This is a genomic window from Rhizobium sp. PEPV16 (genome assembly GCF_008919455.1).
In the GTDB taxonomy this organism is placed as follows: domain Bacteria; phylum Pseudomonadota; class Alphaproteobacteria; order Rhizobiales; family Rhizobiaceae; genus Rhizobium; species Rhizobium leguminosarum_Q.
In genome coordinates this window covers 1-26,956 of record NZ_VSZV01000342.1, presented here as the reverse complement: position 1 = coordinate 26,956, position 26,956 = coordinate 1, and the positions used below count along the sequence as shown (strand labels likewise).

Annotated in this window: 25 protein-coding genes; 10 read left to right on the top strand and 15 right to left on the bottom strand. The window is 60.8% G+C overall.

The genetic code is table 11. The features are described from left to right. On the top strand, positions 1 to 337 hold a 337-nt coding region (locus FY112_RS38055), incomplete at its 5' end, for a response regulator transcription factor (protein ID WP_246700750.1). A gap of 56 nt (positions 338 to 393) precedes the next feature. Further along, entirely contained in the window at positions 394 to 849 is a 456-nt protein-coding gene (locus FY112_RS26795; RefSeq protein WP_151519678.1) for a PTS sugar transporter subunit IIA, read from the top strand. 115 nt (positions 850 to 964) lie between these two features. On the opposite strand, the gene FY112_RS26790 is transcribed toward FY112_RS26795, so the two are convergent. Next, positions 965 to 1,981: a porin gene (locus FY112_RS26790; protein WP_094088377.1), complete on the bottom strand. Its 1,017-nt coding sequence runs from the start codon at positions 1,979 to 1,981 to the stop codon at positions 965 to 967. Between the two features lie 360 nt (positions 1,982 to 2,341). Here FY112_RS26790 and FY112_RS26785 point away from each other — a divergent pair, with 360 nt between their 5' ends. The 5 genes from FY112_RS26785 (at position 2,342) to FY112_RS26765 (ending at position 7,246) form a co-directional block, all read left to right on the top strand. Beyond that, positions 2,342 to 3,367 (top strand): sulfate ABC transporter substrate-binding protein, encoded by a 1,026-nt coding sequence (locus FY112_RS26785; RefSeq protein WP_017957990.1) that lies wholly within the window; start codon positions 2,342 to 2,344, stop codon positions 3,365 to 3,367. Positions 3,368 to 3,375: 8 nt separating this feature from the next. Further along, positions 3,376 to 4,233, top strand: coding sequence for a sulfate ABC transporter permease subunit CysT (gene cysT / locus FY112_RS26780; RefSeq protein ID WP_017957989.1), 858 nt, complete (start codon positions 3,376 to 3,378; stop codon positions 4,231 to 4,233). Further along, positions 4,223 to 5,095, top strand: coding sequence for a sulfate ABC transporter permease subunit CysW (cysW, locus tag FY112_RS26775; RefSeq protein ID WP_017957988.1), 873 nt, complete (start codon positions 4,223 to 4,225; stop codon positions 5,093 to 5,095). Before cysT ends, cysW begins: the two co-directional genes overlap by 11 nt. Before the next feature lie 10 nt (positions 5,096 to 5,105). Further along, complete coding sequence (locus tag FY112_RS26770) at positions 5,106 to 6,146, top strand: sulfate/molybdate ABC transporter ATP-binding protein (protein ID WP_017957987.1); 1,041 nt, start codon at positions 5,106 to 5,108, stop codon at positions 6,144 to 6,146. 263 nt (positions 6,147 to 6,409) lie between these two features. After that, positions 6,410 to 7,246 carry a cell wall hydrolase gene (locus tag FY112_RS26765; protein ID WP_017957986.1) on the top strand — a complete coding sequence of 279 codons (837 nt, stop codon included), beginning with the start codon at positions 6,410 to 6,412 and terminating at the stop codon, positions 7,244 to 7,246. A gap of 40 nt (positions 7,247 to 7,286) precedes the next feature. On the opposite strand, the gene pepT is transcribed toward FY112_RS26765, so the two are convergent. From pepT to FY112_RS26710, 11 genes are all read right to left on the bottom strand, one after another. Continuing rightward, the gene (gene pepT, locus FY112_RS26760) at positions 7,287 to 8,519 is read right to left on the bottom strand and encodes a peptidase T (protein ID WP_017957985.1); all 1,233 of its coding nucleotides are present in this window, start codon (positions 8,517 to 8,519) and stop codon (positions 7,287 to 7,289) included. A 105-nt stretch (positions 8,520 to 8,624) separates the two neighbouring features. After that, complete coding sequence (locus tag FY112_RS26755) at positions 8,625 to 9,377, bottom strand: metallophosphoesterase (protein ID WP_094088379.1); 753 nt, start codon at positions 9,375 to 9,377, stop codon at positions 8,625 to 8,627. Between the two features lie 72 nt (positions 9,378 to 9,449). Next, positions 9,450 to 10,508, bottom strand: a complete 1,059-nt coding sequence (gene ugpC / locus FY112_RS26750; RefSeq protein ID WP_094088380.1) for a sn-glycerol-3-phosphate ABC transporter ATP-binding protein UgpC — start codon at positions 10,506 to 10,508, stop codon at positions 9,450 to 9,452. A gap of 4 nt (positions 10,509 to 10,512) precedes the next feature. Beyond that, complete coding sequence (locus FY112_RS26745; RefSeq protein WP_017957982.1) at positions 10,513 to 11,343, bottom strand: carbohydrate ABC transporter permease; 831 nt, start codon at positions 11,341 to 11,343, stop codon at positions 10,513 to 10,515. Between the two features lie 4 nt (positions 11,344 to 11,347). Continuing rightward, the gene (locus FY112_RS26740) at positions 11,348 to 12,283 is read right to left on the bottom strand and encodes a sugar ABC transporter permease (protein WP_151519677.1); all 936 of its coding nucleotides are present in this window, start codon (positions 12,281 to 12,283) and stop codon (positions 11,348 to 11,350) included. Between the two features lie 96 nt (positions 12,284 to 12,379). Continuing rightward, the gene (locus tag FY112_RS26735; protein ID WP_017957980.1) at positions 12,380 to 13,639 is read right to left on the bottom strand and encodes a sugar ABC transporter substrate-binding protein; all 1,260 of its coding nucleotides are present in this window, start codon (positions 13,637 to 13,639) and stop codon (positions 12,380 to 12,382) included. 35 nt (positions 13,640 to 13,674) lie between these two features. Further along, positions 13,675 to 14,847 (bottom strand): PLP-dependent transferase, encoded by a 1,173-nt coding sequence (locus FY112_RS26730; protein ID WP_017957979.1) that lies wholly within the window; start codon positions 14,845 to 14,847, stop codon positions 13,675 to 13,677. Further along, entirely contained in the window at positions 14,844 to 15,566 is a 723-nt protein-coding gene (locus FY112_RS26725; protein WP_151519676.1) for a FadR/GntR family transcriptional regulator, read from the bottom strand. Before FY112_RS26725 ends, FY112_RS26730 begins: the two co-directional genes overlap by 4 nt. A gap of 281 nt (positions 15,567 to 15,847) precedes the next feature. Continuing rightward, positions 15,848 to 17,506 (bottom strand): iron ABC transporter permease, encoded by a 1,659-nt coding sequence (locus tag FY112_RS26720; protein ID WP_151519675.1) that lies wholly within the window; start codon positions 17,504 to 17,506, stop codon positions 15,848 to 15,850. A 55-nt stretch (positions 17,507 to 17,561) separates the two neighbouring features. Continuing rightward, positions 17,562 to 18,557: a Fe(3+) ABC transporter substrate-binding protein gene (locus tag FY112_RS26715; protein WP_094088675.1), complete on the bottom strand. Its 996-nt coding sequence runs from the start codon at positions 18,555 to 18,557 to the stop codon at positions 17,562 to 17,564. Between the two features lie 162 nt (positions 18,558 to 18,719). Continuing rightward, a complete protein-coding gene (locus FY112_RS26710; RefSeq protein ID WP_246700749.1) occupies positions 18,720 to 19,763 on the bottom strand; it encodes an ABC transporter ATP-binding protein in 1,044 nt (347 codons plus the stop codon). Between the two features lie 311 nt (positions 19,764 to 20,074). On the opposite strand from FY112_RS26710, the gene FY112_RS26705 reads away from it, so the two are divergent. Beyond that, positions 20,075 to 20,353, top strand: coding sequence for a hypothetical protein (locus tag FY112_RS26705; RefSeq protein ID WP_026158388.1), 279 nt, complete (start codon positions 20,075 to 20,077; stop codon positions 20,351 to 20,353). A gap of 345 nt (positions 20,354 to 20,698) precedes the next feature. Further along, entirely contained in the window at positions 20,699 to 22,324 is a 1,626-nt protein-coding gene (locus tag FY112_RS26700; protein WP_094088381.1) for a carboxylesterase family protein, read from the top strand. Between the two features lie 75 nt (positions 22,325 to 22,399). Here the strand turns inward: FY112_RS26700 and FY112_RS26695 are convergent, their stop codons facing one another. Further along, on the bottom strand, positions 22,400 to 23,230 hold the full coding sequence (locus FY112_RS26695) for an SDR family oxidoreductase (RefSeq protein ID WP_151519674.1): 831 nt from the start codon (positions 23,228 to 23,230) through the stop codon (positions 22,400 to 22,402). Between the two features lie 110 nt (positions 23,231 to 23,340). Between FY112_RS26695 and FY112_RS26690 the strand changes: the two genes are divergently transcribed. After that, a complete protein-coding gene (locus tag FY112_RS26690) occupies positions 23,341 to 24,246 on the top strand; it encodes a LysR family transcriptional regulator (RefSeq protein WP_151519673.1) in 906 nt (301 codons plus the stop codon). Between the two features lie 35 nt (positions 24,247 to 24,281). Here FY112_RS26690 and FY112_RS26685 read toward each other — a convergent pair whose 3' ends face one another. Together FY112_RS26685 and FY112_RS26680 are read right to left on the bottom strand one after the other, a co-directional pair. Further along, on the bottom strand, positions 24,282 to 25,172 hold the full coding sequence (locus FY112_RS26685) for a LysR substrate-binding domain-containing protein (RefSeq protein ID WP_151519672.1): 891 nt from the start codon (positions 25,170 to 25,172) through the stop codon (positions 24,282 to 24,284). 477 nt (positions 25,173 to 25,649) lie between these two features. Beyond that, a partial coding sequence (locus tag FY112_RS26680; RefSeq protein WP_181018286.1) for a BID domain-containing protein occupies positions 25,650 to 26,956 on the bottom strand: 1,307 nt, incomplete at its 5' end.

Genomic DNA, 26,956 nt, shown 5'->3' with positions numbered 1-26,956 from the left:
GGCGCTGCGCCACCGCCTGCAGCAGCAGGGCGAAAAGGCGATCTTCCAGACCGGCGGGCTGTCGATCGATCTCGTCAAGCGCATCGTCAAGGTCGACGGCGCGGAAATAAAGCTGTCGCCGAAGGAATACGACATCCTGCGCGTGCTCGCCCAGCATGCCGGCAAGGTGCTGACACACCAGTTTCTTCTAAAGCAGATATGGGGGCCGGCGGCTGACGTGCAGTATCTGCGCGTCTATGTCCGGCAACTGCGACAAAAGATTGAGCAGATTCCGGACCAGCCGCACTATATCACCACGGAGACCGGCGTCGGCTACCGGCTCAGGGAACCGGACTGACGTCCCTTCCCTCCCGCTGCCCGAACAGTATCGAGCCGAACAGTATCGAGAATGACATGAACCTTCCCAGCATCATCCGGCCGGAACATACCTTCATCGGCGTGTCGGCGCCGACCAAATGGCGCGCGCTGCAGACCATAGCCGACAAGGCCGCCAAGGCTTTCTCTGTCGACGGCCAGACCATCCTGAAGGCGCTCGAAGCACGTGAGAAGCTCGGCTCGACGGGGATCGGCAACGGCATCGCCATCCCACATGCGGCGATCGACGGCATGACCAGCCCGCGCGGCCTTCTCATCCGTTTCGCCCAGCAGTTGGATTTCGAGGCGATTGACGATACCCCGACCGACATCGGCTTCGTGCTGCTCTTTGGAGAAAACAATCGCGGCGAATATCTGAACGTGCTCTCTGCTATCGCCAGGCGGCTGCAATCGGACGGCGTGCTTGCCGCCATGCGCAAGGCAAGAACGGTCGACGAATTCTATTCCGATTTCATCGCCGATTCACGGGTGTGACATCCAAATTCAATAGCGAGAGCATGATGTCGTCCGAAAACCGCTCACACTTTTCGGCATCATAAAAAAAGGCGCGGCCCGAAGGCCGCGCCCGCTCGTCTGCAATCAGACTATCTTAGAAATCGCGCTGGAAGCGCAGGAAGCCGAACACTTCGTCGTCGCCTTCGTCCTCATCGTGATATTGCACGCTGAGCTTCGAACGCAGGTCTTCGACGATCTGGTAGTCGATGGTGACACCGGTCGTGTAGGCGCTGCCGCCGGTGAAGCCGTTGCCGTCAGCCTCGAGAGCGATGTTCTCGAAGTACTGGAAGCCCGGGGTGACCGACCACTTGTCGTTGATCTTCAAGGCATATTCTGCTGCGATCGTCCATTCGGACTCTTCGTAGTAGTAGTTGGCGCCGCTTGCCCATATGCCGGCGATGCCGAGCGTGCCCGGGCCGATGTCGGCGTAGACGATCCCGCGGACAGCGACTTCGCTGGTGTCGGTGTCATAACCGGCAAGCAGATAAGCGCTGATGGCGCCGGCCTTGTAGGAGACCTGGCCTGCGACACCAAAGTTGTTCGGGCCTTCGCCCGGCTTGGTGGCGTAATCGTCTTCGAGTTCGTCGACCGAGATGCCGGCCGCGAAAGCACCATTCTCGTACTGATATCGGATCGAGTTGTGGGTCGTCTCGTTGCTGGCGAGCGTATCGGTCTCGCCGCTCATGTCGTCATCCCACCAGCTGTACAGTTTACCGGCGCGGAAACCGGCAATGTCGAGATAGCCTTCATCCAACAAAGCTTCCTGATCGGAGGCATTGTCGACATTGTAACGCAGGGTGATGACGCCGGTAAGCGTACCGTACTCGGTGTCGTTCTTGGTCTGGAAGGTGACCTGACCACGAGTCCAGAAGTTTACGTCGGAATCGCCGGATATCTGCTCACCGAAGCGCACTTCGGTACGGATGTAACCGCCGATCGAAAGGCATGTTTCCGTTCCCGGAATATAAAAATAGCCGGTTCCGTAGGCGTCGCAAACGCGAACATATTCCACGGGCTCGGGTTCCGCCGCCACGATGGCGTCGGCTGCGCGGGCTCCGGAGGCCGCGGCAAGGGCGGCAACGGAGGCAAAAAGGATAGTTCTGATATTCATTTTGAATGGCCCTAACAGGTTTGGAATGCGAGGCGCACTTCAAGGGGTGCCCCCGCGTAGCGGTCGGCGAATACGGCCGCACGGGAGCCATATAGGAATCCGCAAGTGTCATCGCGGCAAAATCCTGGCAAAAATCTGCATCACCATGTCGCTTTCGTGGAGGAACTGTGGCTAAAAAAACACGACCTTGCGGCAGGGCCGCGGCGGCAACCGATTGGCCGCGGCCAACTTCGGCACGTCCATTTCCAAATTGCTTCTTAAATGGAATGGCATTCTAACACCCCGACCGGAACCGGAAGAACCTTCGTTTCATTATACGACTGACTTGATAGAGTTACGAAAGAAAACAGGAGGGTTCTCATGCAGACACAACGGCTCACCCGGCTCATCGCAGCTGCGGTCATGGCAGGCAGCTTCGCAATCGGGAGCATCGCTCCGGCATTCGCGGATCAGACGCTTCTTAACGTTTCCTACGATCCGACCCGCGAATTGTATAAGGATTTCAATGCCGCCTTTGCCGCCAAGTGGCAAAAGGACAGCGGTGAAACCGTGACGATCCAAGCATCGCATGGCGGTTCCGGCGCCCAAGCCCGCTCGGTCATCGACGGCCTCGACGCCGATGTCGTGACACTTGCTCTCGAAGGCGATATCGACGCCATCGCCAAGGCGACCGGCAAGATCCCGGCCGACTGGAAGACCAAGTTCCCCAACAATTCGACGCCCTATACATCGACGATCGTCTTCCTCGTCCGCAAGGGCAACCCGAAGGGCATCAAGGATTGGGGCGACCTGGTCAAGGATGACGTGCAGGTCATCACCCCGAACCCGAAGACATCGGGCGGCGCCCGCTGGAACTTCCTGGCCGCCTGGGCATGGGCCAAGCAGGCAAATGGTGGCGATGAAGCCAAGGCGCAGGAATACGTTGCGAAACTGCTGCAGCATGTTCCGGTTCTCGACACTGGCGCTCGCGGCGCCACGACCACCTTCGTCCAGCGCGGCCTCGGCGACGTGCTGCTTGCCTGGGAAAACGAAGCCTATCTTTCGCTCGAGGAACTCGGTCCCGACCAGTTCGAAATCGTGACGCCGGCCTTCTCCATCCGCGCCGACCCGCCGGTCGCCATCGTCGACGGCAACGTCGACAAGAAGGGCACGCGCAAGGTCGCCGAAGCCTATCTCAACTACCTCTATTCGGACGAAGGCCAGAAGATCGCCGCCAAGCACTACTATCGGCCGACCAAGCCGGAAGCCGCCGATCCGGCTGACATCGCCCGCTTCCCGAAGCTGACGCTCGCGACCATTGACGACTTCGGCGGCTGGAAAGAGGCGCAGCCGAAATTCTTCGGCGATGGCGGGGTATTTGACCAAATCTACAAGCCGGCCCAATAATAGACTTCATGAAAGCACATAGCCCCACGCGGTGGCGGTTCAAACGGCCGAGCGTCATTCCGGGTTTCGGAATGGCGCTCGGCTTTACCTTGACCTGGCTCACCCTTCTGATCCTCATCCCGCTCTCGGGCCTTGCCGTCCGGTCGAGCGCGCTTGGCTGGGAGAAATTCTGGTCGATCGCGCTCGATCCGCGCACGCTGAACGCGCTGCGCATCAGCTTCGGCAGCGCCTTCATCGCCGCAATCGTCAATGCCGTCTTCGGCATCATCCTCGCCTGGGTGCTGGTGCGTTACCGTTTCCCAGGCAAGCGGATCATCGATGCCATGGTCGACCTGCCCTTCGCGCTGCCGACCGCCGTTGCCGGCATCGCCCTGACGACGCTCTATGCGCCGAACGGCTGGATCGGCCAGTTCCTGACGCCGCTCGGCATCAAGATCGCCTTCACGCCTGCCGGCATCGTCGTGGCGCTTATCTTCGTCGGCCTGCCCTTCGTGGTGCGCACCGTGCAGCCGGTCATGGAGGAGATTGACAAGGAAGTGGAGGAAGCCGCGGCAACGCTCGGCGCCAATCGCTTCCAGACGATTTTCCGCGTGTTGTTGCCGGGGCTGGCGCCCGCCGTGCTCACCGGCTTTGCGCTCGCCTTCGCCCGCGGCGTCGGCGAATATGGCTCGGTCATCTTCATCGCTGGCAACCTGCCGTTCAAATCGGAGATCGCGCCGCTGCTGATCATCATCAAACTCGAAGAGTATAATTACGCCGCAGCGACCGGCATTGCGGCGATCATGCTGATCATCTCGTTCGCCATGCTGCTCGTCATCAATCTCATCCAGAGCTGGAGCAGGCGGAGGTACGGCTATGGCGCTTGATGCGACCGCTCAACCGGCAAAGCTGCGGTCGGTGACCACCGAAAACAGGATCGCGCGCTACAGCCTCATCATCCTCTCGCTCGTCTTCCTGCTGCTGATCCTGCTTCTGCCGCTCGCGGCTGTCTTCGTGGAAGCCTTCCGCAAGGGAGCCGGCCCCTTTCTCGAGGCGCTCGCAGACGCCGAAACCTTCTCGGCGATTCGCCTGACGCTGATCGTTGCCGGCGTTAGCGTGCCGCTCAACCTCATCTTCGGGGTTGCCGCAGCCTGGGCGATCGCCAAGTTCGAGTTCAAGGGCAAGGCCTTCCTGACGACGCTGATCGACCTACCTTTCTCGGTCTCACCCGTCATATCGGGCCTGGTCTTCGTTCTGCTGTTCGGCGCCAATACCTGGCTCGGCCAGTGGTTCAGCGCTCACGACATCAAGATCCTGTTCGCCGTGCCGGGGTTGATCCTTGCCACCATGTTCGTCACCTTCCCCTTTGTCGCCCGCGAGCTGATCCCGCTGATGCAGGAACAGGGAACGGCCGACGAGGAGGCAGCCCTTTCGCTCGGCGCCAGCGGATGGCAGACCTTCTGGCACGTGACGTTGCCGAATATCAAATGGGGCCTGCTTTACGGGGTACTGCTCTGCAACGCCCGTGCCATGGGCGAATTCGGTGCCGTCTCGGTGGTGTCGGGCCACATCCGCGGCCAGACGAACACCATGCCGCTGCAGGTGGAAATTCTCTATAACGAGTATAATTTCACCGGCGCTTTTGCGGTCGCCACGCTTTTGGCCTTGCTCGCGCTCGTAACTCTTGTTTTGAAGACGCTGCTGGAAATGCGCTATAGCGCCGAAATCGCCGCCAGCCGGCGGCACTGAAGGATTTGGAATGGAAGTACGCGTTCAAAACATTCGCAAGGAATTCGATCGTTTTCCGGCGCTGCACGATGTCTCGCTCGACATCCGCTCCGGCGAGCTGATCGCACTGCTCGGTCCTTCGGGCTCCGGCAAGACGACATTGCTGCGGCTGATCGCCGGCCTCGAAAGCCCGACGGAGGGGCTGATCTTTTTCGGCGACGAGGATGCCTCGAAGAAATCAGTGCAGCAGCGCAATATCGGCTTCGTCTTCCAGCACTATGCTCTATTCCGCTACATGACGGTGCTCGAAAACGTCTCCTTCGGCCTGAAGGTTAGAAACAGTGCGCGGCGGCCGCCGAAGGCCGATATTCGCAGGCGGGCGCTGGAACTGCTCGACCTCGTCCAGCTTTCCGGTCTGGAAAAGCGCTACCCGGCCCAGCTTTCGGGCGGCCAGCGCCAGCGTGTGGCGCTCGCCCGCGCCATGGCCGTCGAGCCGAACGTGCTGCTGCTCGACGAACCCTTCGGCGCGCTCGACGCCCAGGTGCGCAAGGACCTGCGCAAGTGGCTGCGCGATATCCACGACCGCACCGGCCACACCACCGTCTTCGTCACCCACGACCAGGATGAGGCGCTGGAGCTTGCCGACCGCGTCGTCGTCATGAGCCAGGGCGCGATCGAACAGGTCGGCACACCGGACCAGGTCTACGACAATCCGAATTCTCCCTTCGTCTTCGGCTTCATCGGCCAGTCGAACTGCCTTGAGGTCGAGGTTGCCGACAGTGACATTCGCTTCGAAGGCCGCTCGCTCGGCCTCAATGCCGAAGGCGAGCCAGATGGCACGGCGCAGCTCTATTTCCGCCCGCATGACGTCAGGCTCTGCGAATCAGCTGAAAACTGTATCGCCGGCCAGCCGGTCTCCAGCCGCCGCGTGGCCGGCACCCGCCATATCGAACTGGATATCGGCAACGATCGCCCGCATATCGAGATCGAATTGCCGCCGAGCGAAGCCGACAGGCTCGACCGAAACCGGGTGGCTTTCAAGCCGACCCGCTGGAAACTGTTCCGCGGCTGACGGAGATGGGGCGGCGATCGACTGCGCCGCGCGTCTTTCGAGAGCCGAAAAGGAGCTGTAACACTTTGAATTGCTGTATGATTTTGTCCTTAAATCGATTCCGATCCGAGGAATTATGCAGTCCTCATCGCCGGAATCGTTTTCGGCGAGAGTCCCTTAGGCTTTTTGTTATCTAAGGTTGTTTGTATTTCAGTCATATGACGAGTAAAACGTTTTCACTTAATCAAAAAGGGCTGAACTAATCCCATAGGAGGCACCTGGCGTTGAGGGCGGAGATTTCCTTTGGAAAATCCCTGATCGGGATTTTGTTCGTAGGACTGGCAGCTGCAAGCTGCACGACGACATCGAAACCGGCGGCAACGGCGGCGAACACCAAGACGAAGCAGGGTCAACCGGCAAAAGTCACGTTCAATTATACGGCCAAGGATCGCGACTGCCTGCAGCGCGCGATGTATTTCGAATCCCAGCATTCGGACGAGGACGGCTACATGGCTGTCGGGACCGTTGTCATGAACAGGCTCACCTCCGGCGCCTATCCCCCTTCCATCTGCGGCGTCGTGGCCCAGAAAAGGCAGTTCGCGCCCGGCGTGATGACGCGCGAAGTCAAACCGCAGGCGGAAACCGAGCTTGCGAGCGCAGCCGATGCGATCCTTATCAAGGGCGCCCGCCATCCTGCGGTGAAGGATGCGATGTTCTTCCACACCGATGGACTGAAATTCCCCTACGACAACATGCACTATGTGACGGTCGCCGGCGGCAACGCCTTCTACGAGAAGCGCGACTCCAACGGCATGCTTCAAACGCCGCCGCCGCTGCCCTCCTACGAGGTGGCGATGAACTATGTCCCCGGCGAAAGCATGCTGCCGCCGCAATTCGAAGCGCTGATACCCTCGGCGGTTCCCGTTCCTCTGCCGGCTCCAGACCCCATGGCCACCGCGAGCACGGCGCAGATGCGGATCACGGCGCCGGTGACCGCGCCGGAAACATCGCCGGTAACATTGGTTGAGCCCGAACCGGGAATGCCCATTGCGATCCCGACGCCCCGCCCAGCCTATGACAGCGTGATGCTGCGTGAAAGTCTTCCAGCGAAGGGCGGTTAATCAACCGCCCTTCGGGTTTAAGAGTTAGCTGGAAGCGCGCCTAGGCGCGCTCTTCCCAGACCTTCGCCAGTTCCACAATCGTTTTGACGGCCTTTTCCATATCCTGCCGGCTCACCCATTCGAGCGGCGAGTGGAAAGCATGGCCGCCGGCGAAAATGTTCGGGCACGGCAGTCCCATGAAGGAAAGGCGCGAGCCATCCGTGCCGCCGCGGATGCTGCCGCGCACCGGCGTCATGCCGGCCCGGCGCACCGCCTCGATGGCGTTCTCGACGATCTCCGGGTGACGATCGAGCACCACCTTCATGTTGCGATACTGTTCCTTCACCTCAAAATGATAGGTCGAGCCGGGATAGGCAGCCATCACGTCCTTGACGATGGCTTCGAGCATCGTTTCCTTTTCCGTCAGCCCCTTATCGGTGAAATCACGGATGATGAGGCTCAGCGACGCCTTCTCCATCGAGCCGGTCACACCAGTGGGATGGATGAAACCCTGCCTGCCTTCAGTGGTCTCCGGCGCAAGATCCCTCGGCAGCCGGTCGATGATGGCGCCGGCGATCTTGATGGCGTTTTCCATGCGGTCCTTGGCGAAACCGGGATGGATCGCCACACCTGATATGCTGATCTCGACGCCGTCGGCCGAGAAGGTCTCATCCTCGATATGGCCGGCCGTCTCGCCGTCCATCGTATAGGCGAAGTCGGCTCCGAGTTTCGCTAGATCCACCTTGTTGACGCCGCGCCCGACCTCCTCGTCGGGCGTGAACAGGATCTTGATCGTCCCGTGCCTGATATCAGGATTGCCGACGAGCATTTCAGCCGCGGTCATGATTTCGGCCAGTCCGGCCTTGTCGTCGGCGCCGAGCAATGTCGTTCCATCGGTCGTGACGATATCATTGCCGATCTGGTTCTGCAGTTCGGGATGATCGCTGACGCGGATCACCCGGCCCGTGTCGCCGGCAAGCTTGATATCCCCGCCGGCATAGTTCCTGATGATCTGCGGCTTGACATCGGTGCCGCTGAAATCGGGCGCCGTATCCATGTGCGAGCAGAAACAGATGACCGGCACCGTCTTGTCGCTATTGGCCGGAATGGTCGCGTAGACATAGCCGTGTTCATCGAGATGCGCGTCGGCCAGACCGATCCTCAGCAGTTCATCGACCAGAACCCGGCCGAGATCCTTCTGCTTGCCGGTGGTCGGCTGCGTCGACGAGGCAGGGTCGGATTGCGTGTCGATAACGACATAACGGAGAAAGCGGTCGAGAACAGTATCGGTCATGGCATCCAGTCCAGCAAGATCACACGGACGATATAGCCCTCCTGGGCGATGCGGCAAAAGATTTTTCCACCCGCAGCACGTGAGGGTTTCCCCAGTCAATCCATTTCATGCGCTGCCATCGGATGCCGGAATCGATACCACATGGGAAACAAGCCCGCCGTCGCTGACCTCATGCACGAGGAAGGACGGAACGTCGATCACCGGAAGATCGGCACGGCCTTCCAGCAGAAGCGGATTGGGCAGGCAAAGGGAGCCGCAGGTCTGGACAGGCATCGATCCCAGCCGGCCAAATGCGGGTCGGTGAACATGGCCACAAAGAATCGCCAGCGGTAGCCTGTCCATCGCCACCAGGGTGCTGAGAAGCGCACTGTCGTTCCTGCATCCGACCCGGTCCAGCACCTCGATGCCGATCCTCAATGGCGGCTGATGCATGAAGAGAAGCCAGCGCGTCGTCACGTCCGCAAGCGCGCTCATCAGCAATGGCAGATGCGGCAGGACATCGCCGTAGCTTTGCCCGGCGACGGTCACATCGACCCCGAGCAGGGTCAGGCCATTGACGGCTGTCCGGAAATGCATCGGTCCCGTCGCATTAATCCACGTGCCGACGACGGCAAGTTCGGAACGCATCAATTGCACATCGTCACCGTTGCCCGGCAACAGGTGGACAGGGCAGTCCAGCGACCGCAGGTTTTCGGCGACAAGGCGATAGCCGTGCCGCCATCCGTCATCTACCAGATCTCCGGTGACAACAAGCACATCCGGGCGGAACGTCTTCAGCCACGCTATCGCTCGCTCCAGCGTCTGGAGCGACGAAAGGTCCGGCCTCGCATGGATATCGGATATCTGCGCAACAAGCATGTTCTGCTTTCCCGCCCCTGCTGGAGACAATATGCCGAAACCGATAGCGTCAGGCTACCGGCCTCCGACCATTCAGTCGACGCGTTTTCCGTCGCCGTCGAACACATGCAGATATTGGGCGGGGAAGGCCACGTTGATCTTCGGACCTGCCTTCAGCGCTTCGCGGTTAAGCGTGAAGATCTTGAACGGCAGACCATGCAGGGCAAGGTGCAGGATGATGCCGAAGCCTGTGGGCTCGACGAGTTCCACATCCGCGGCAAGCCCCGCCCCGCCGTCGCTCATCAGCACATGCTCCGGCCGGATGCCGAGCGTCACCTTTGCGCCGTCGACAAGCGGCAGAGGCTTGGCAAGCGGCACGATCGTGCCGTCCTTCAGCTTCACGCCGCCGGCATCATAGCTGGCCTCGAGGAAATTCATCCCCGGCGAGCCGATGAAGCCGGCAACGAAGAGATTGGCGGGGCGGTCGTAGAGTTCCAGGGGACTTCCGACCTGCTGGACCACCCCGCCATGCATGGCAACGATCCGGTCCGCCAGCGTCATTGCCTCGATCTGGTCGTGGGTCACGTAGATTGAGGTCGCCTTCAGGTCGCCATGCAGTTTCTTGATTTCGGCGCGCATCTGTTCGCGCAGGCGAGCATCGAGGTTCGACAGCGGTTCGTCGAACAGGAAGGCCTTCGGCTGGCGCACGATGGCGCGGCCCATGGCGACGCGCTGTCGCTGGCCGCCGGAAAGCGCCTTCGGCCTTCGTTCGAGCAGCGGATCGAGGCCGAGCTTGGCCGCCGCCGCGGCCACCGCACTGGTGATTTTCTCCTTCGCCACCTTCCGCAGCCTGAGGCTGTAGCTCATATTGCCGGCGACATTCATATGCGGATAGAGTGCATAGGACTGGAACACCATGGCGATGTCGCGATCCTTGGGATGCAGCTCGTTCACCCTGACGCCGGCGATGCGGATCTCGCCTGATGTGACCTCTTCAAGCCCGGCGATCATCCGCAGCAGCGTGGATTTGCCGCACCCGGACGGACCGACGAGCACGACGAATTCGCCATCCTGGATTTCCAGGTTGACGCCGTGCAGCACCTGCACATGGCCATAGGCTTTGCGGATATTCCGGATATCGATCGATGCCATTTGTTTAACCCTTGACCGCGCCGGCCGTCAGGCCCTGGACGAGATAGCGCTGGATGAGCAGGAAGAAGAGGCCGGCCGGAATGAGCGCCATGACGCCCGCCGCCATCATCTGCCCGAAATCCACCGAGAATTTCGAAACGAAGGTGAGAAGGCCGACGGGGAAGGTCGCCGCGTCATTGCCGTTGATCAGCATCAGCGCGAAGAGCAATTCGCTCCAGGCGGCGGTGAAGACGAAACCGAGGGTGGCGGCGATCCCCGGCAGCGTCAGCGGCAGGATGATCTGGCGAAACGCCGTGAACTGCGTCGCCCCGTCGATCTTCGCCGCCTCTTCGAGATCCCTCGGGATGCCGTCGAAGAAGGATTGCATCAGGAAGGTGGCGAAAGGCACGTTGAAGGCGGTGTAGACGATGACGAGCCCGGTCAGACTGTTGGTCAGATGCAGCGGCGACAGAATCTTGAAGATCGGCGCCACCAGCATCACCAGCGGAAACATTTGGGTCAGCAGCATCAGGGCGACGATCCAGTATTTTGCCCGGAAATTGAAGCGCGACAATGCGTAGCCGGACAGCGAAGCGCAGATGGTCACGGTGACGGCAGTCGAGGCCGAGACGATCAGGCTGTTCTTGAAAAAGGTCGGAAAGGCGCTGTGGCGCAGCACGAAGGCATAGTGATCCCATGTCGTGCGCGACGGCCACATGCGCACGCCCTCGCTATAGAGCAGGTCGTTCGGCGTCATGGAGACCTTGAGCAGCCAGAACAGCGGAAAGAGTGCGAAGGCGATGTAGCAGAGGATCGCCAGACGGTGTGCGATGGTCGGAATGACGGATCGTCTCATGATCTCAATCCTTGTTCAGCAGCGTCTGCCGGAGCAGGATGATCAGCATCGAATAGGCAAGCAGCAGCACGAGCAGCACCAGCGCGATCGCCGAGGCATAACCGAAATCGAGCCGCCGGAAGGCCGTCGTGAAGATATAGCTGGCGACGATCTGCGTCCGGTCGGCCGGTCCGCCACTAGTCATGACGACGATCAGATCGGCGAAATTGGAAATCCATACGGTGCGCAGCAGCACGGTGATCGCGATCGTTGGCGCCAGAAACGGCAGGGTGATCGAGCGGAAGCGCTGGAACCAGCCGGCGCCGTCGATCGACGCCGCCTCATAGAGATCGCGCGGGATGGCCTGCAGCGCCGCAAGCAGCGTGATGGCGAAGAAGGGAATGCCCCACCAGACATTGGCAACGATCGGCCCCCACATCGCATAATTGGGGTCGGAGAGGATATTGCCCGGCTCGTGCATCAGCCCGAGGCCGAAAAGCCAGTGCGGGATCGGCCCGATGACGGGATTGAACAGCCAGGCCCAGTTGAGGCCGGCGAGGAAAGACGGCACGGCCCAGGGCAGGAAGACCAGCGCCTGCGCGATTGCCCGGCCCTTGAACGGCTTGTCGAGCAGCAGCGCCAGGATCAGCCCGAAAACGAACTGCAGGACGACGGACGCGCCCGTCCACCAGAGCGTATTCCTCAGCGCCCCGTAGAAGGCGGCATCGCCGGAAAGCTCGCGGAAATGATCGAGCCCGATGAAGCCACCGGAAAGCGGATTGAGCAGCTGGATATCGCGGAAGGCGTAGGAAATTCCGACGGTCAGCGGCACCAGCATCACCGCGATGATCAGGATCAGCGACGGCGCGCTGTAGAGATAGGGCTCCGAAGCATCGGCAACGCGACGCAGCCACGGCCTGCGGTCGCGACGCATGTCGAGCGTATCGGCGGAAATGGTCATCAGCCAAGAGTTCCCGTTCGCGGCGTTCATGCGCCGTCTGTGTCATCAAAAAAGCGGCGGCGGCCTGTTCCGAGGCCGCCGCCGTCGATCCGTCGCTTATTTCTTGGCGAGGAACTTCTGCTGCGCCTTTGTGAGGTATTCGGCCCACTGGTCGGCCAGATCCTTCGCCGAGATATCGCCGAGCAATGCCTGCTGCGAGGTCTTGATCGCCAGCGAATCCTTGAAGAAGGCGAATTCCTCGAGGTAGGTCGGCATGACTGTTGGTACCGTGTTCGGGTCCGCTAGTTCCTCGAACCAGCCCTTGAACTGGTCACCGGCGTAGAAGGGATCCTTCTCGGCCGCCGTGTAGGCCGGCAGGGCGCCGATGCGCTTATTCCATTCGAGATTGCCTTCAGGCCCTTCGAGGGTGGCGATCAGCTTCCAGGAGAGGTCCTTGTTGCCACTGGTCGTGAACATCGACCAGCCGCCATAACCGATGGTCGGGAACGACTTGCCATCCGGACCCTTCGGCAACGGTGCAACACCGAAATCTTCCTTCTTCATGCGCTCGGCGATGGCGATCAGCGCGTCCGGGTCCTGGTCGAGGAAGGCGCAGGTGCCGGAATAGAAGCCAGCGACGACTTCGTTGAAGCCCCAGTTGACGCTGTCCTTCGGCGCATAGCCCTTCTTGTAGAGATCGACCATCCATTCGATGCCCTTGGCCCAGCCGGGGCTGTTCATTGTCGAGGTGCCGTCGTCGTTGAAGTACTTGTTCGAGCCGGCCATCGAGGCGGCGAAGATCATCCAGCCGTTGAGGCCGCCCGGTCCGCCGCGCATGCAGTAGCCATATTTGCCGGGCAGTTTGGAAACCTTTTCCGAAGCGGCGGTGAATTCTTCCATCGTCTTCGGCGGCGCGACGACGCCGGCTTCGGCAAGCAGTTTCTTGTTGTAGAACATCGCCCTGAGGTAGAAGCCGTAGGGCAGCATATAGGCGGTGTTCTTGACGTCGCGGCCGAGTTCGAGCGCGCGCGGCGTCAACTCCTTGGTGTGCTCCCACTTTTCGAGGTAGGGCTCAAGGCTCTCGAGCATGCCGTTATTGGCGTAGAGCGACAGCCAGGTATCGGGCATTTCCATCACATCGGGCACGTCGCCGGCAGACACCATGGTCGCGAACTTCTGGAACGCTTCGTTCCAGGGCAGCGAGATGATGTCGACCTTGGTGCCGGGATTGGCGGCTTCGAATTTGCCGACGATCGATTTCAGCGTTTCGGTGCGCTCCGGGCTGGTGATCACTTCGACAAGCTTCAGCGTCGTATCGGCAAAGGCCGTGCCCGCCATCATCGAAGCAAAGAGCGTCGAGATTATTAGTTTTTTCATGGCTCAGTTCCCCCTTATTAGGTCTCTCTCGGGTTTCAGGATTGTGAGGCGGCGGCGAGCGCCTCCTCGATATCTCTCCACAGAGCCTCGGTTCCTTCGAGGCCGACATGGAGACGTACGGATCGCGCATGGATGCCGAAGGCATGTGCGGAATTCGGCTGTGCCTTCTGCTGGAGCACCACCTCGCCGGGTACGATCAGGCTTTCATGTCCACCCCAGCTTACACCCAGTTTGAAGAGCTTGAGGTGATCGGCGAAGGTGCGGATATCGACGCCTTCGCGGAATATGAAGGAAAACAGGCCCGAGGTGCCGTTGAGCCCGGTGGGCAGACGGTTGGCGAGCCCCGGATGGCAGACCGTCTCCACGACCTCGAGCTTCTGCAGGCGCCTGGCGATTTCGAGGCCGGATGCCTCGTGGGCCCTCATGCGCAGCGGCAGCGTGCGCAGGCCGCGGATCAGGAGCCAGGCGTCGAACGGCGAAAGCTTGCCGCCGAGATAGGGATAGGCCTCGGCCTTGACGCGCGCGATCATCGCCTTCGAGCTGGCGATGACGCCCGCCACCACATCGCTGTGGCCGCCGAGATATTTCGAGGCCGAATGTATGACGAGATCGACGCCGAGTGTCAGCGGCCGCTGGAAGAACGGGCTTGCCCAGCTATTGTCGATCATCGAGACGACGCCGTGTTGTCTGGCGAGTGCGGCGAGCGCGCCGACATCATGCGCCTCCATCACCCAGCTCGTCGGGCTTTCCATGTAGAAGAGCTTGGCGCCGGGCAGCGCCTTGGCGACCGCTTCCTCGTCGCGGCCATCGACATAGGTCACCTCGATCTTCATCCGTTTCAGGATGGTGCCGAATAGGCGAAAGGCATCGGGATAGACATGCTTGACGGCGACGATGCGGTCGCCCGGCTCGACGAAGCTTAAGACTGCCGACGAGATCGCCGCCATGCCGCTGGCAAAACCCAGCGCATCCTCGGCACCCTCGAGCTTGGCGAGCATTTCTTCGAAGGCACGCACCGTCGGGTTCAGGCCGCGCGTATAGATCGGCCGCACCTTCTCGCCGCGATAGGAGGCGATCATGTCGTCATAATCGGAAAAGGTGAAAAGCGAGGTCTGGAAAATCGGCGGCACGACGGCGTCGGCGAAGTTGCCCTCGTCGTGAGCCGTGATGAGGGAAGCAAGATCGAACGGTTCAGAGCCGTTGCTCATTTGGACATTTCCTTGATGTCTTCCTCGACGATGGCGAGAATTTTCATTGTTTCGGCACGCGCCGCCTCGGGATCCCCGGCAGCGATCGCGTTAAAAAGGGTGCGGTGAAAGGGAAAGGACCGGCGCGCGAAATCCTGCCGGTCGAAGGGATGCGCCCAGAAACGCTCGAAGGTCTCGCGCATCTGTTCGAGAAGCTGGCGAAACAGCGGATTGTGGGCGGCGTCATAGACGGCGAGGTGAAAGGCCAGATCCTCCGGCCCGGAGGTGCCCTTCTCCAGGTGCACCCGTTCCATCGCGTTCAGCTTTTCCTCGATGACGACGAGGTCCTTTTCGGTGCGCCGCCGCGCCGCGACCATGCCCGCCTCGCATTCGATGCCGCGGCGGACCTCCAGCGTCTGCAGCAGCACGTCGCGCAGATGAACCGTGTCGAGCGACAGCGGCATGTGGATCGTCGCCCTGGAAACCGGTTTCAAGAGATAGGTGCCGCTGCCCTTGCGCGTCTCGATGACGCCGAGCGCCTGGAAGTGACGGATCGCCTCGCGAATGGTCGAGCGGCCGACGGCAAGGGCTGCCATCAGCTCGCGCTCGGCCGGCAAACGGTCACCCGCCTTTAATCTGGCTTCCTCGACATAATCCGCCAGCGCATCGGTTACCTGACGCGCGCGGTCCATGACCGGAAGCGGCCGGATCAACGGCCTGTCGCTACGATTTGCCTTCATGGTTCCCCATCTTCCTATCAGGCAGCCGACCCCTAAAATTGGTCTGACATCTTAGCATTTCGCAAACGGTGGAAAACGTCAAGTCGGCAACATCCATTTTTGGTCCCGGCTCCTCCACGACGTGCCTTGGCCCCTCCAATGGCCTCTCCCTCCTTGTGCCGGTGTTACGATTTACAGAGGTCAAGCAGCCATTCGGCCACGACCTTGCCCATGGCGACCGGTTTGTCGCTTTGCGTTGTTTAGTGGAGGTCGCGGAGCCGGCATACCCATCGGCATGCCGGCTAGCGGATACGTCCGATCCGCGACAGCAAAATGGCCGGCAGGATGCCGATCAGCACGATGGCGAGCGCTGCAATCGAGGCTTCCTCGTAAGTGCCTCTGGCGGCCTCTCCATAAAGATGAGTTGCGAAAGTCTCGACATTGAGTGGCCGCAGGAGGAGCGTCGCCGGCAGTTCCTTTACACAATCGACGAAGACCAGCAGCGCGGCAGCTGAGATTGCCGCCTTCGAAAGCGGCAAATGCACGTAGCGCAGGGTGCCTGCGGTGGACTGCCCCAGCGAACGTGACGCATGATCAAGCGACAGGGAAATGCGCGATAGACCGGCTTCTATGCCGCCGGCGGAGATCGCCAGAAAGCGCACGACGAGCGCATATATGACGGCAGCACCCGATCCCATCAGGAGCAGACCAGTGGACACATCAAACAAGGAAAGCGCGGTGCGGTCGATAAACTGATCGAACCCGCCAAGGATGATCAGCACGCCGATGGCGACCACGGTGCCGGGAGCCGCATAGCCAATCGTGGAACAGCGCAGGAGCCAGGAGGACGGCTGGCCCGGCCGCAGGCGGGTCGCGTAGACGGCGAGAAGGCCAAGGATGACGGTCGTGATTGTCGCCAGGGTAGCGATAGCGATCGTATTCACGGCCTCATCGATGATCCGTGGCGATATGCCGGCGAACCGATAGCGTTTTGCCGCTTCGATCAACAGATAGAGCGCGGGCGCGCCAAAGCCCAGGATGACAGGCAGAAGACCGCCGAGAAACAGCAGTACGCCTTTTCCCAAGGATACCCGCCGCGGTTGGAAACTTCGCATCCGGCGTACATCGACCGAGTAGCCCTGCTTGCGTCGCGCCCATCGCTCCACCGCAACAATTGCGACGACGATGAGCAGAAGGGCAAGGGCGATCTGCGACGCTCCCGATAAATCGGAGCGGGTGATCCAGGTCGTGTAGATGGAAACGGTGATCGTCCGGACACCGAGGAATTCGGCGGCGCCTATATCGTTCAACGTTTCCATCAGTGCAAGGCTGATACCCACGGCAACAGCGGGGCGCGCGAGCGGCAGAGCGACCCGCCAGAAGACCGCGCGGCGAGATGTGCCGAGCGTGCGTGCCGCGTCGACGAGATTACCGGATTGCGTGAGGAACATCGCGCGCGTGGGGATGTAGACATAGGGGTAGAGCACGATTCCGAGAAGCAGGATGCAGCCAGTCATGGAACGGACGTCCGGAAGGCGAAACTGGCGCGGGGTCTCGTAGCCTAGCAACCAGCGCACGGCATCCTGCACCGGACCGATCGGATGCATTATATCCAGATAGGCATAGGCGACGATGTAGGTCGGAACGGCAAGCGGCAGAAGCAGCATCCACTCCAGAGCATGCCTGCCGGGAAAATCATAGGCGGTCACCAGCCATGCCGTCGTTGTGCCAACCACAGCAGTGATGACGCCGACCCCCGCAAGGAGAATGACGGTGTCGAGAAGCGCGACGGGAAGGATGGTCGAGAAAAGATGTCCCCAAAGACCCGCCGAACCCTTCGAGGCTTCGATGAGTAATCCCCCGATCGGCAGCAAGGCAATGAGGGCGATAGTGACGGCAATCGTCAGCCATGTGCTGCCAGGGCGCTTTGCGGAGCGGGCGGGCGCCGGGCTCGGAAACATCACTTGGTCCGTTCTCGGGGGCGGAAGGCGCCTGTCAGCGGCGCCTTCCCTGTCCTTAGTTGTCGAAGCCGACCTTGTCTACGAGTTCACTCGCCTGCTTGCGATGGCTAACGATCTCGGACAAGGGCTTGCTGTCGATCTTTAGTTCGCCAAAGGATGCGATGATCGGATCGGTCGCGACGCCTGCCTTCACGGGATATTCGTAATTGGCCTCAGCATAGATCTTCTGTGCTTCGTCAGAGACGAGATATTCGAGAAGTTTGACGGCTTCAGCCTTGTTCGGTGAATGCTTGGCGATTGCCGCGCCGCTGATATTCACCTGCGTCCCGCCGTTCTTGAAGGTCGGCAGGATGACCTTGATGGCGTCGCCCCATTTGACCTGCTCTTCACCACCCTTGCCGGACCGCATCAGGCCGACATAATAGGAGTTGGCGATACCGATATCGCAAATGCCTCCGAGGATATCCTTGGCCGAATCGCGATCGCCGCCGGCTGCCTTACGGGCGAGATTGGCCTTGACAGCTGTCAGCCATTTCTCGGTTTCTTCCGCGCCGTAATGAGCGATGTAGTCAGCAAACAGTGCCGTATTATAAGGGTGTTGACCCGAGCGTATGCAGATCTTGCCCTTCCACTTGGGATCGGCAAGCCCCTCGTAGTTGAATGTGCTAATGTCAATGTCCTTGGCCGCGTAGAGCACGCGCGCGCGCATCGAAAGTGCAAACCAGTTGCCCTTGGGATCACGCAGCTGTTCCGGGATTGCCGAATTCAGAACAGGCGATTCGACCGGTTGCGTTACGCCTTTGTCGACCAGATCGACAAGGTTGCCGGCATCGACGGCCATCAGGATGTCAGCCGGCGAGCTGGCGCCCTCGGAGGCGACACGCTCTGCCAGGCCATCCTTCAGGAAAACCGTATTGATTTTCGTCCCGGTCGATTTGGTGAACGCCTCCAGAAGAGGTGCGATCAGAGCCGGCTCTCTCGTCGTGTAGAGGTTGATTTCTGCGGCCGCAGCGATGCAAGGCGACATCAGCGCCGAAGCAGCAAGCAGCATGGATGCGAGGATAGAGCGCGAATTCATTATGTCCCTCCGAATGAATGCGCATCCCTTGAGCAGTTCATGACCCTAAAAGTCAAGTTTTCCCTGGAGTTTGATGCAAAATATCACGGAAACTTGATGAGGAGGTTAGCAGCATGGGCTCGCGCAGGTCAGCTGTCAAAAAGCCAGCAGCCGCTCGGGGAGGATTGATATCTGAATAAGCTCGGCGTCTGCCGGTAGCCGCTCCAAAGCTCTCGCCTTAAGCGGCACATCGAGGCCATCAACCTTCAACGTTATCTGCTCGAATTCGCCATGCAAAACACGGTCCTCGATACGAGCGGCAATTCCCGAGCCGGGAGACAACGCAATCGCATGCGGGCGGATATAAACGGTCACGGAGCTGGCGGGCGGACGATCAAGCGTATAGGCGAAGTTACCGATCGCGGTCTCGATCCATCCGCCACGGTAAACGCCGGGAACTTTGCTAGACGCGCAAAAGAATTCTGCCGCATAAGGATTCGTTGGCCGGTCGTGCAGATCATAAGCGGAACCGGACTGGACGATTTCGCCTGCCCGCATCAGAACCACCTGATCACCGACGGAAAGTGCTTCCTGGGGATCATGCGTCACGATGATTACGGTCGTGCCGAGTGCCCTCAAGAGGCTCAAGGTGTCGCTGCGTACCTTTCCACGCAGACCCTGATCCAGATTGGAAAAAGGTTCGTCCATCAGGATGACACTCGGCCGGGGCGCCAGGGCGCGGGCCAGTGCGACACGCTGCTGTTCACCGCCGGAAAGAGTGTGCGGATAGCGATGCGTTAGATGTTCGATTCCGACCTTGCTGATCATCTCCACTGCTCGTGCAGTTGCTTCGCTCTTCGAATGTCGCTTGAGACCAAAGAGGATATTGGCTCGTACAGTCAGGTGCGGGAAGAGAGCATAGTCCTGAAAGACGAATCCGACGCCACGCGCCTCCGGTTCGACGAAAGTGGTCGAGCTGGCAACCTCGCGGCCTTCGAGGAGGATGCGGCCGGATTCCGGTATTTCGACACCGGCAATCATACGCAGGAGCGTAGACTTGCCGCAACCGGAATGGCCCACGAGCGAGACCGCATCTCCGCGCCGAATATGAAGAGAAAGATTCTGCACGGCTGCAGTGATACCAAAGCGACGGGTAACATTTTCCAGCCGTACTGCGATTGCGTTCATTTCAGCTTTCATGCTCGCCGGTGGCTTCCAGTGCAAGTCCTGAAACACCCCTAGAACATACCGAGGCAGGTCGGGACAAGCGCAATCTGTTCCGCAGGCACGGCAAGCTATTTGCCGTTTCAGAGTTGCAGCAAAAACTTCTCGCCGGCATCTTTCCACCTATCGCCACAGATGACCGTTCCTGAATCGCGCCAATCGCAACGGCCGCGATCACCTTAAGTCCTGTTACTCCGGAGATTGCACCTTGTCTCGCTCTCCCGAGACACGCAGTGGAACCGGCTCCCTTTTCAATTGTTCCTTCCGATCAGCAGGGAGCTTCCAAAATGACCTACGTCGCATCGCCAAGCTACCACCGTAACGACGCCAGCCGCGCTTCAAACCTCCGTCAGTGCCTCGAGACCGCCAGACGCCACCTCGATGAGACTTCCCACAACTCCGAAACCGAAAAAATCGAAACCCTCGTGGCTTCTGCCATTGAGGCGGGCTGGGAAGAGGATGAAGTGCGCGAGGCACTGAGCGCCGGCGACGAGCAAGGAAACAAGATGCCGGAGCAGGAACCACCCGTCCCAACTATCGGCGTGGTCCCTTCGTCATCCTTCTGACAAGTGGCGGTTGTTAGCGGTCCGAACAAGCGGCGCGATTTCCATGTATTTCGCCGCGTAGCCACCTGTGCGGGTACTACTGCCAATCGCCACCTAAGACGTTCTCAAATATGCCAGCGTTAGCCGTCGCTCGGAGGTTAGAGCAGAGCGGGCGCCCCGGCTTTCGTCGGACGCACCTCGGTCGGCAAGAAGACCCGTCCAACCCTCCGGCGTGATCCTCTCTCCAGCAACCATCTGACTGTAGTCCTGAAAATCGTCCTCCCCGACCTAGTTAGTCACCGACGGTCGGGGATGGGCGGCCGTCGGGCTTTGAAAACTCGAAATCAACGACAAGAGGATAAGTTGATGAAAAGGACGTTCTTATATTATTGCGCTTTGATATCCGCGCTGTCGGCGGTGACAGCTTCCATTGCCGGCGCCCCCGCTCTCGCCGAAGAATTTGTTGCTTCGCAGAGCAGGACGGTCGTCGAAACCAAGAAGGGTAGTCTCGTCGGCGCACTCGACGATGGCATCTACAGCTATCTTGGCATCCCCTATGCTCAGGCCGACCGCTTCATGCCGGCCGAAGAGGTCGCGCCCTGGCAAGGCATCCGTCCGGCAGTCACCTATGGCGAGAACTGCTTCATCCCCCGAATGAAGGAGGTGGCCGGCGACGAACTCTTCAATCCGCACCGCTATCTGCCGATGAGCGAAGCCTGCCAGTTCCTGAACATCTGGACGCCTGCGATCAAAGACGGAAAGAAACGGCCTGTCATGGTTTGGATCCATGGGGGCGGCTTCACGAATGGCTCCGGCATCGAGCTGACCTCGTATGACGGCCACAATCTGAGCAGAGACGGCGATGTCGTCGTCGTCACCCTCAACCACCGGCTCAACGTGCTCGGCTTCCTCGATCTTTCCGCCTACGGAGAGAAATACAAACGGTCGGGCAATGCCAGCGTCACCGATCTCGTCGCTGCGCTGCAATGGGTCCACGACAATGCCGAGGCCTTCGGCGGCGACCCCGGCAACGTGACGATTTTCGGACAGTCCGGCGGTGGCTACAAGGTGCGCGCCCTGATGGGGACGCCTTCGGCGAAGGGCCTCTTCCAGAAGGCCATCGTCCAGAGCGGCTCCAGGACCGATTCCGTCGTCGATCAGACGTCCTCGCGGAAGGTGGCCGAACTGACGCTCGTCAATCTCGGTCTCAAGGCCGAGGAAATCGACAAGCTTGCCGACGTCGATTATTACGATCTCCTTGCCGCAGCCGACAAAGCCATCAAGGAAGCAGCCGCCCAAGGCGTCAAGGATGCCCGCTACGCGCCCGTTCAGGATGGCGACTACATTCCTGCTAACCCTGTCGGGAAAGAGTGGGTCGATCAGGCCAAGGACATTCCCCTGATGGTCGGAAACACCCTCAATGAGTTCGAGACGGTGATCAACCGCAAGGCGGGTGAGCTTCTTGCCGACAACAAGAACAACTGGCACGAAGTGAAATCCGAAGCCAAGCTGAAGGAACGCTTCGGTGACAAGGCCGACGCGGTTGGCAAGGCATTCATGGCCGCCTACCCGGAGAAAAAGATCGCCGACGCCTATTTCCTGGATCTGCGCTTCCGGCCGGGAGCCATCCGCGACCTCGACTTGAAGGCAAAGCAGAATGGGGCCCCGGTCTACTCCTATATGTTCGCCTACGAGTCTCCGGTCCTCGATGGAGTTGCCATGGCATGGCATTGCGCGGAACTGCCCTACGTGTTTGCGAACGCCGCCCTGGTCAAGACATCGACCGGCGGCGGTAGCGACGCGCTGGCGCTTGCCAGGAAGGTAAGCCAAGCCTGGGTGAACTTCGCGCGCAACGGCAAGCCCACCGCCGAGGGCTTACCCGATTGGCCGGCCTACACAACCGACAAACCAGCAACCATGGTCCTCGACAAAGAATCCCGCGTGGCAGTTGATCTTGATCGCAAGCTGCTGCAGGCAGCCGGCGCTCTCTAGGCGAAGAGGATTGAACATACGGTGCCGGCCGACATCGACCCGGCCGGCGCCGGCAGCGACATTTGCTGGCCGCGGTCAGCCATCGACATCGGCTGAAATCGTCACCTCCTTGAAGGCGTCGAGCTCAGCCAACCGCTCGACCAGCACCTTGCGGATCGAGGCATAGCTGCCGGCGCCGAGCGCAAGCCGCTTCGGAGCCGAGTGTTGTTCGGCGGCCTCGATCATCGCCTGCGCCATCTTGACGGGGTCACCCTTGGCGTCGAACCTGCCGTCGGCGATGGCCCGGCGGATTTCGCCGGCCGGTGTCGCGTCATAGGCTTCCATCGGTTGCGGCGCGACCAGGCCGCGCCCGAAATCAGTTCGCGCCGGACCTGGCTCGGCGATGATGAATTCGATGCCGAAGGGGGCGACTTCCTGCGAAACCGCTTCGATGAAGCCTTCGATGCCCCATTTGGTCGCGTGGTAGAGGCTGAAATTCGGATAAGCGATCTGTCCGCCTTCCGAAGACAGCTGCAGGATGCGGCCGCCGCGCTGCGCCCGCATATGCGGCAGCGCTGCCCGGATCACCTGGATCGAGCCGATCAGGTTGGTATCGATCTGATGACGGATCTGTTCGTCACTCACCTCTTCTGCGGCGCCGAACAGGCCGTAGCCGGCATTGCTGACGACGACGTCGATTCTGCCCATCGCTCCAAAGGCGGCGTCAACGACCGGGCGTACTGCCCCGTCATTGCTGACGTCGAGCGTCGCGATCCAGAGGCTCTCGCCGTACTGCGACGTCAGATCGTCGAGCGCTTCCGGCCTGCGCACAGTCGCCGCGACGCGATCGCCGCGCGCCAGCAGTTTTTCGGTCATGATGCGCCCGAAACCGGAGGAGGCGCCTGTTATCATCCATGTCTTTGCCATTGTCCTTACCTTTCATGCCGCGCGACTGCAGCTGCTCTTGAAGGTAAAGATAGATGAGACTATTCCTGCTTCCATCCGTGGAATGCTGCATGAGTTGGTGAATTTTAGCCATGAATTACAGGCCGACCCTTGCCGATCTGAGAGCCTTGGCTGCCATCGTCACCCATCGCAGCTTCCGCAAGGCCGCCGACGAGTTGGCTCTGTCGCCTTCGACACTCAGCCATATGATACGTTCGCTCGAAGCAAATATGGGCGTTCGGCTTCTCAACCGGACGACCCGCAGCGTCGCGGCGACGGAGGCCGGCGAGCGCCTCGTTACCCGTCTGACGCCACTGTTCAGGGATTTCGATCTGGCGCTCGAGGAGGTCAACGAATTCCGTGGCCATCCCAGCGGCACATTGCGGATCAACACCAGCGAGATCGCCGCGCGGGTGCTGCTCGATGCCGCCGTCCCGACCTTTCTCACACGCTATCCCGACATGTCGCTCGATCTCGTCACCGACAATCGGCTCGTCGATGTCGTTGCCGACGGTTTCGATGCCGGCATAAGGCTTCGCGAGGCGGTGCCGCTCGACATGATTGCGGTGGAATTCGGCGGCGATACCCGCTTTGTTGCCGTCGCTTCGCCGGCCTATCTCGCAGCGCAGCCGGCGCCACAGACACCGGACGAACTAAAGACCCACGCCTGCATCCGCTTCCGACTGCCAAGCGGCAAGCTCTTCCGTTGGGAGTTCGAAAAACACGGCCACGAGCTTGCCGTCGACGTTCCGGGCGCGCTGACGCTCGACCATGTCGAGCTGATGGCGCAGGCGGCGGCAAAAGGGCTCGGCATCGCCTATGTTTCGGATCGCACGGCCCGGCCTTTTCTCGAAATCGGCGCGCTCGTCACGGTGCTGGATGACTGGTGTCCCGCCATTCCGGGCCTCTGTCTCTATTATCCCGGCCACCGTCATGTGCCGCAGGGTTTGCGGGCCTTCATCACGGTGCTGACCGAGGTCGAGCGTCGCGGTCGATAGGCCCCTTGGCCGAGTCTTGCTGATATCGGCCGCCGTCAGAATGTTTCGATCCGGGAGTTGATCCAGCGAACAAAGAGTGAGGCGGGCGGGGCGAGCCGCTCGAAACTGCGCGCCACCAGCCAGTAGGCACCGTGGGAAACGGCAAGGTCGGACAGGCGAAGCAATCGGCCCGCCCTGATCTCTTCCTCGGCGAAGATATCGTCCATCAGCGCTATGCCCTGCCCGCGCAGGACCGCCTGCATCACCAGCCCGCCATCGGCATAGACCGGCCCCCGCGCGGTTTCCGGCATGGCGATGCCTGCCATCTCGAACCAGCGGAACCAAACGTCGCGGGTCTCCTCGTGTAACAGCGTATGACGGAGCATGTCTTCCGGGCGGTCGATCGCAGGCCCTGCCTCGATCAGCGCGGGTGCGGCGACCGGCACCATCCTGACATCGGCGAGATGTCCGCTCTCCGTCCTCGGCCATACGGTCACGCTGGCGCTGTGGCGGATGGCGATCTCGGCCTGCCCGCCCCGGAACTCGATCAGGCGTGAATCGGCGTCGATCGTCACGTCGATGTCGGGATGCCGTTCCCGAAACTCCGGCAGGCGGGCAACGAGCCAGCACGCCGCAAAGGAAGGTTCCACGCTGATCGTCACCGCTGCCGTCGCCGGCCGGCTGCGGATTTCTTCGAGGCATTCGTCGATCCGGTCGAAGGACAATGTCAGGATCGCCAGCAGCTTGTTACCCGAGGCGGTCAGATGGACACCGCGATGGCGGCGCTCGAAGAGCGCTTCGCCCAGCAACGTCTCCAGCTCGCGGATCTGCCGGCTGACCGCCGCCTGCGAGATGAACAGCTCCTGCGCCGCCAGCGTGAAGCTCTCGAGACGGCCGGCGACCTCGAAACTCCGCAAGGCCGTCAATGGCAGGCGTCCGCGTTTCATCCATAACCTCAAGTCATTCGAGGCCGACGATAAGCTCGTTTGAAGGCGCGAGGCAAGAGGCGGCATATAATCGCGAAGGAGAGAATATCGATGCGCAAGCGGGTATTCGAGATCATATTGAACGTCGTCCGGCTGGTGACGTTTCAGCCGCCGAATGAAGGCGATTGACCGTCCCGTCCTTTTCCGTGATTTCCTGCGAAATCGATAATCGAGGTATTGGCACTTCAACGATACAGGCTTCAGGCTTCAGGCTTCAGGCTGAACCAGTGATCAACTGAACCGGCAGATCAAGCTGTTTACCGCCGCGCAACCAGAGCTGGCCATCAATCAGACAACCTCCGCTTGTAGCTCAAGAGCGAAGGCCCTTCTGAGGGGCGACGCAATCTGACTGCCGTCGAGCTTTCGACCTGCGTTGGATTCAGAAGAACAGGCAAAAAGAAGCACGACTAAGCTTATTGAGTCCCTCCTCGGTTGGTCTCAGAATCCGATGCCACGCCCGCGGTTGACAGCCCGCTGACGCCGTTCCGAGATGATCTGCTCACTGCTCTCCATCCGGACAGCTTGCTGCAGGACTTTCAGCCTGTCCTGCAGCGCCTCGAACGCACGGCGCTGCAGCGGCGGGATGCGGTTGATAAGATCCTTTTCGCCGCGAACGATGGCGTTGCGACCAAAGCGCTCGTCGAGCGCCCGGCTGACGGCGTCGAACTCCCGGCGAATGCCGGGATCGAGCGAAGCGGCAGGGGCGCTCAGCTTGCGGCCATTGTTCTTCGCCTCGGCCGTCAGGCGCGTGAGCGCCTCTTCCGCCGCCTTCGACAGACCGGGAATGGCGACTGTCATGCGCCGTCGTTCTTCAGTAATAGCCTGGCGTTCTGCATCGAGCACATTGACGTAGGCCGAGCCGAGCGCCCGCAGGCGAGCGGCCGCTTCAGGCATGGCCTGCACCGCCTCTTTCCGCTCCCGGCCGGCGGCCAGCATCCGATCCATCAGGCGATCGGAACCGCGTAACGCGCCGTAGGCGGCCCGATCGTTGGTCACCGCGGCCGCGATACGCTCGCCAGCAAAACCCTTCTGAAGCAGCTCTTCGATCTTGCCGACGGCGCCGGCCGGATCGCGCCAGATCGTTGATGCCACGGCCGCCAGCGCTGCGCGCTGCTGGCGATAGAGAGGAGCTGAGAGCAGACGAGATCGCGCCTCCTCGTCGACAGGGGTCTTGAACTCGGTGACGGCGGCAAGCATGGGCAGCACGGCGGCATTCTCCTTGTCTGTCTCCACCCCCTGATCGGCACTGGCCGCCGCGACGATCTTCGAACGATCCCGCCGCTCGACAAGATGCTGCTCCTCGGCAAAGCGCTTCACGGCCTCAAACAGCCGGGCCAACTTCTCGCGTCTGGTGCTCGTGAGGTCCTCCGGCAGACGCTCGACCACGTTGCGTTCGGCAATCGCATCGGCTTTGGATGTGAAGGCCCGCCAGCCGAAACGGGCCGTGAGCGCCTCGCTGACGGCCTTGACCTCCTGGACGATCGAGCGGTCTTCGGTGACAAGCGCGAAGGCGGTCTTGTAGGCGTCGTCACCACCCTGCCTGCGCACCGCCTCGATCTCGACGAGACGTGCCATCGCCGCCTTCGAGAGCGCCGGGATCGGCAGGGACATATGCGCGCGGCGCTGTTGCTCACGGAGATCGAAGCGTTCGCCATTCCGGCGGAACTCCGTCGCATGGGCGCGCGCGAGCGGCAGCAGCTCCGTCAAGGCGGTGATCGCGGCATTTCGTTCGTCGCGTGCCGCAC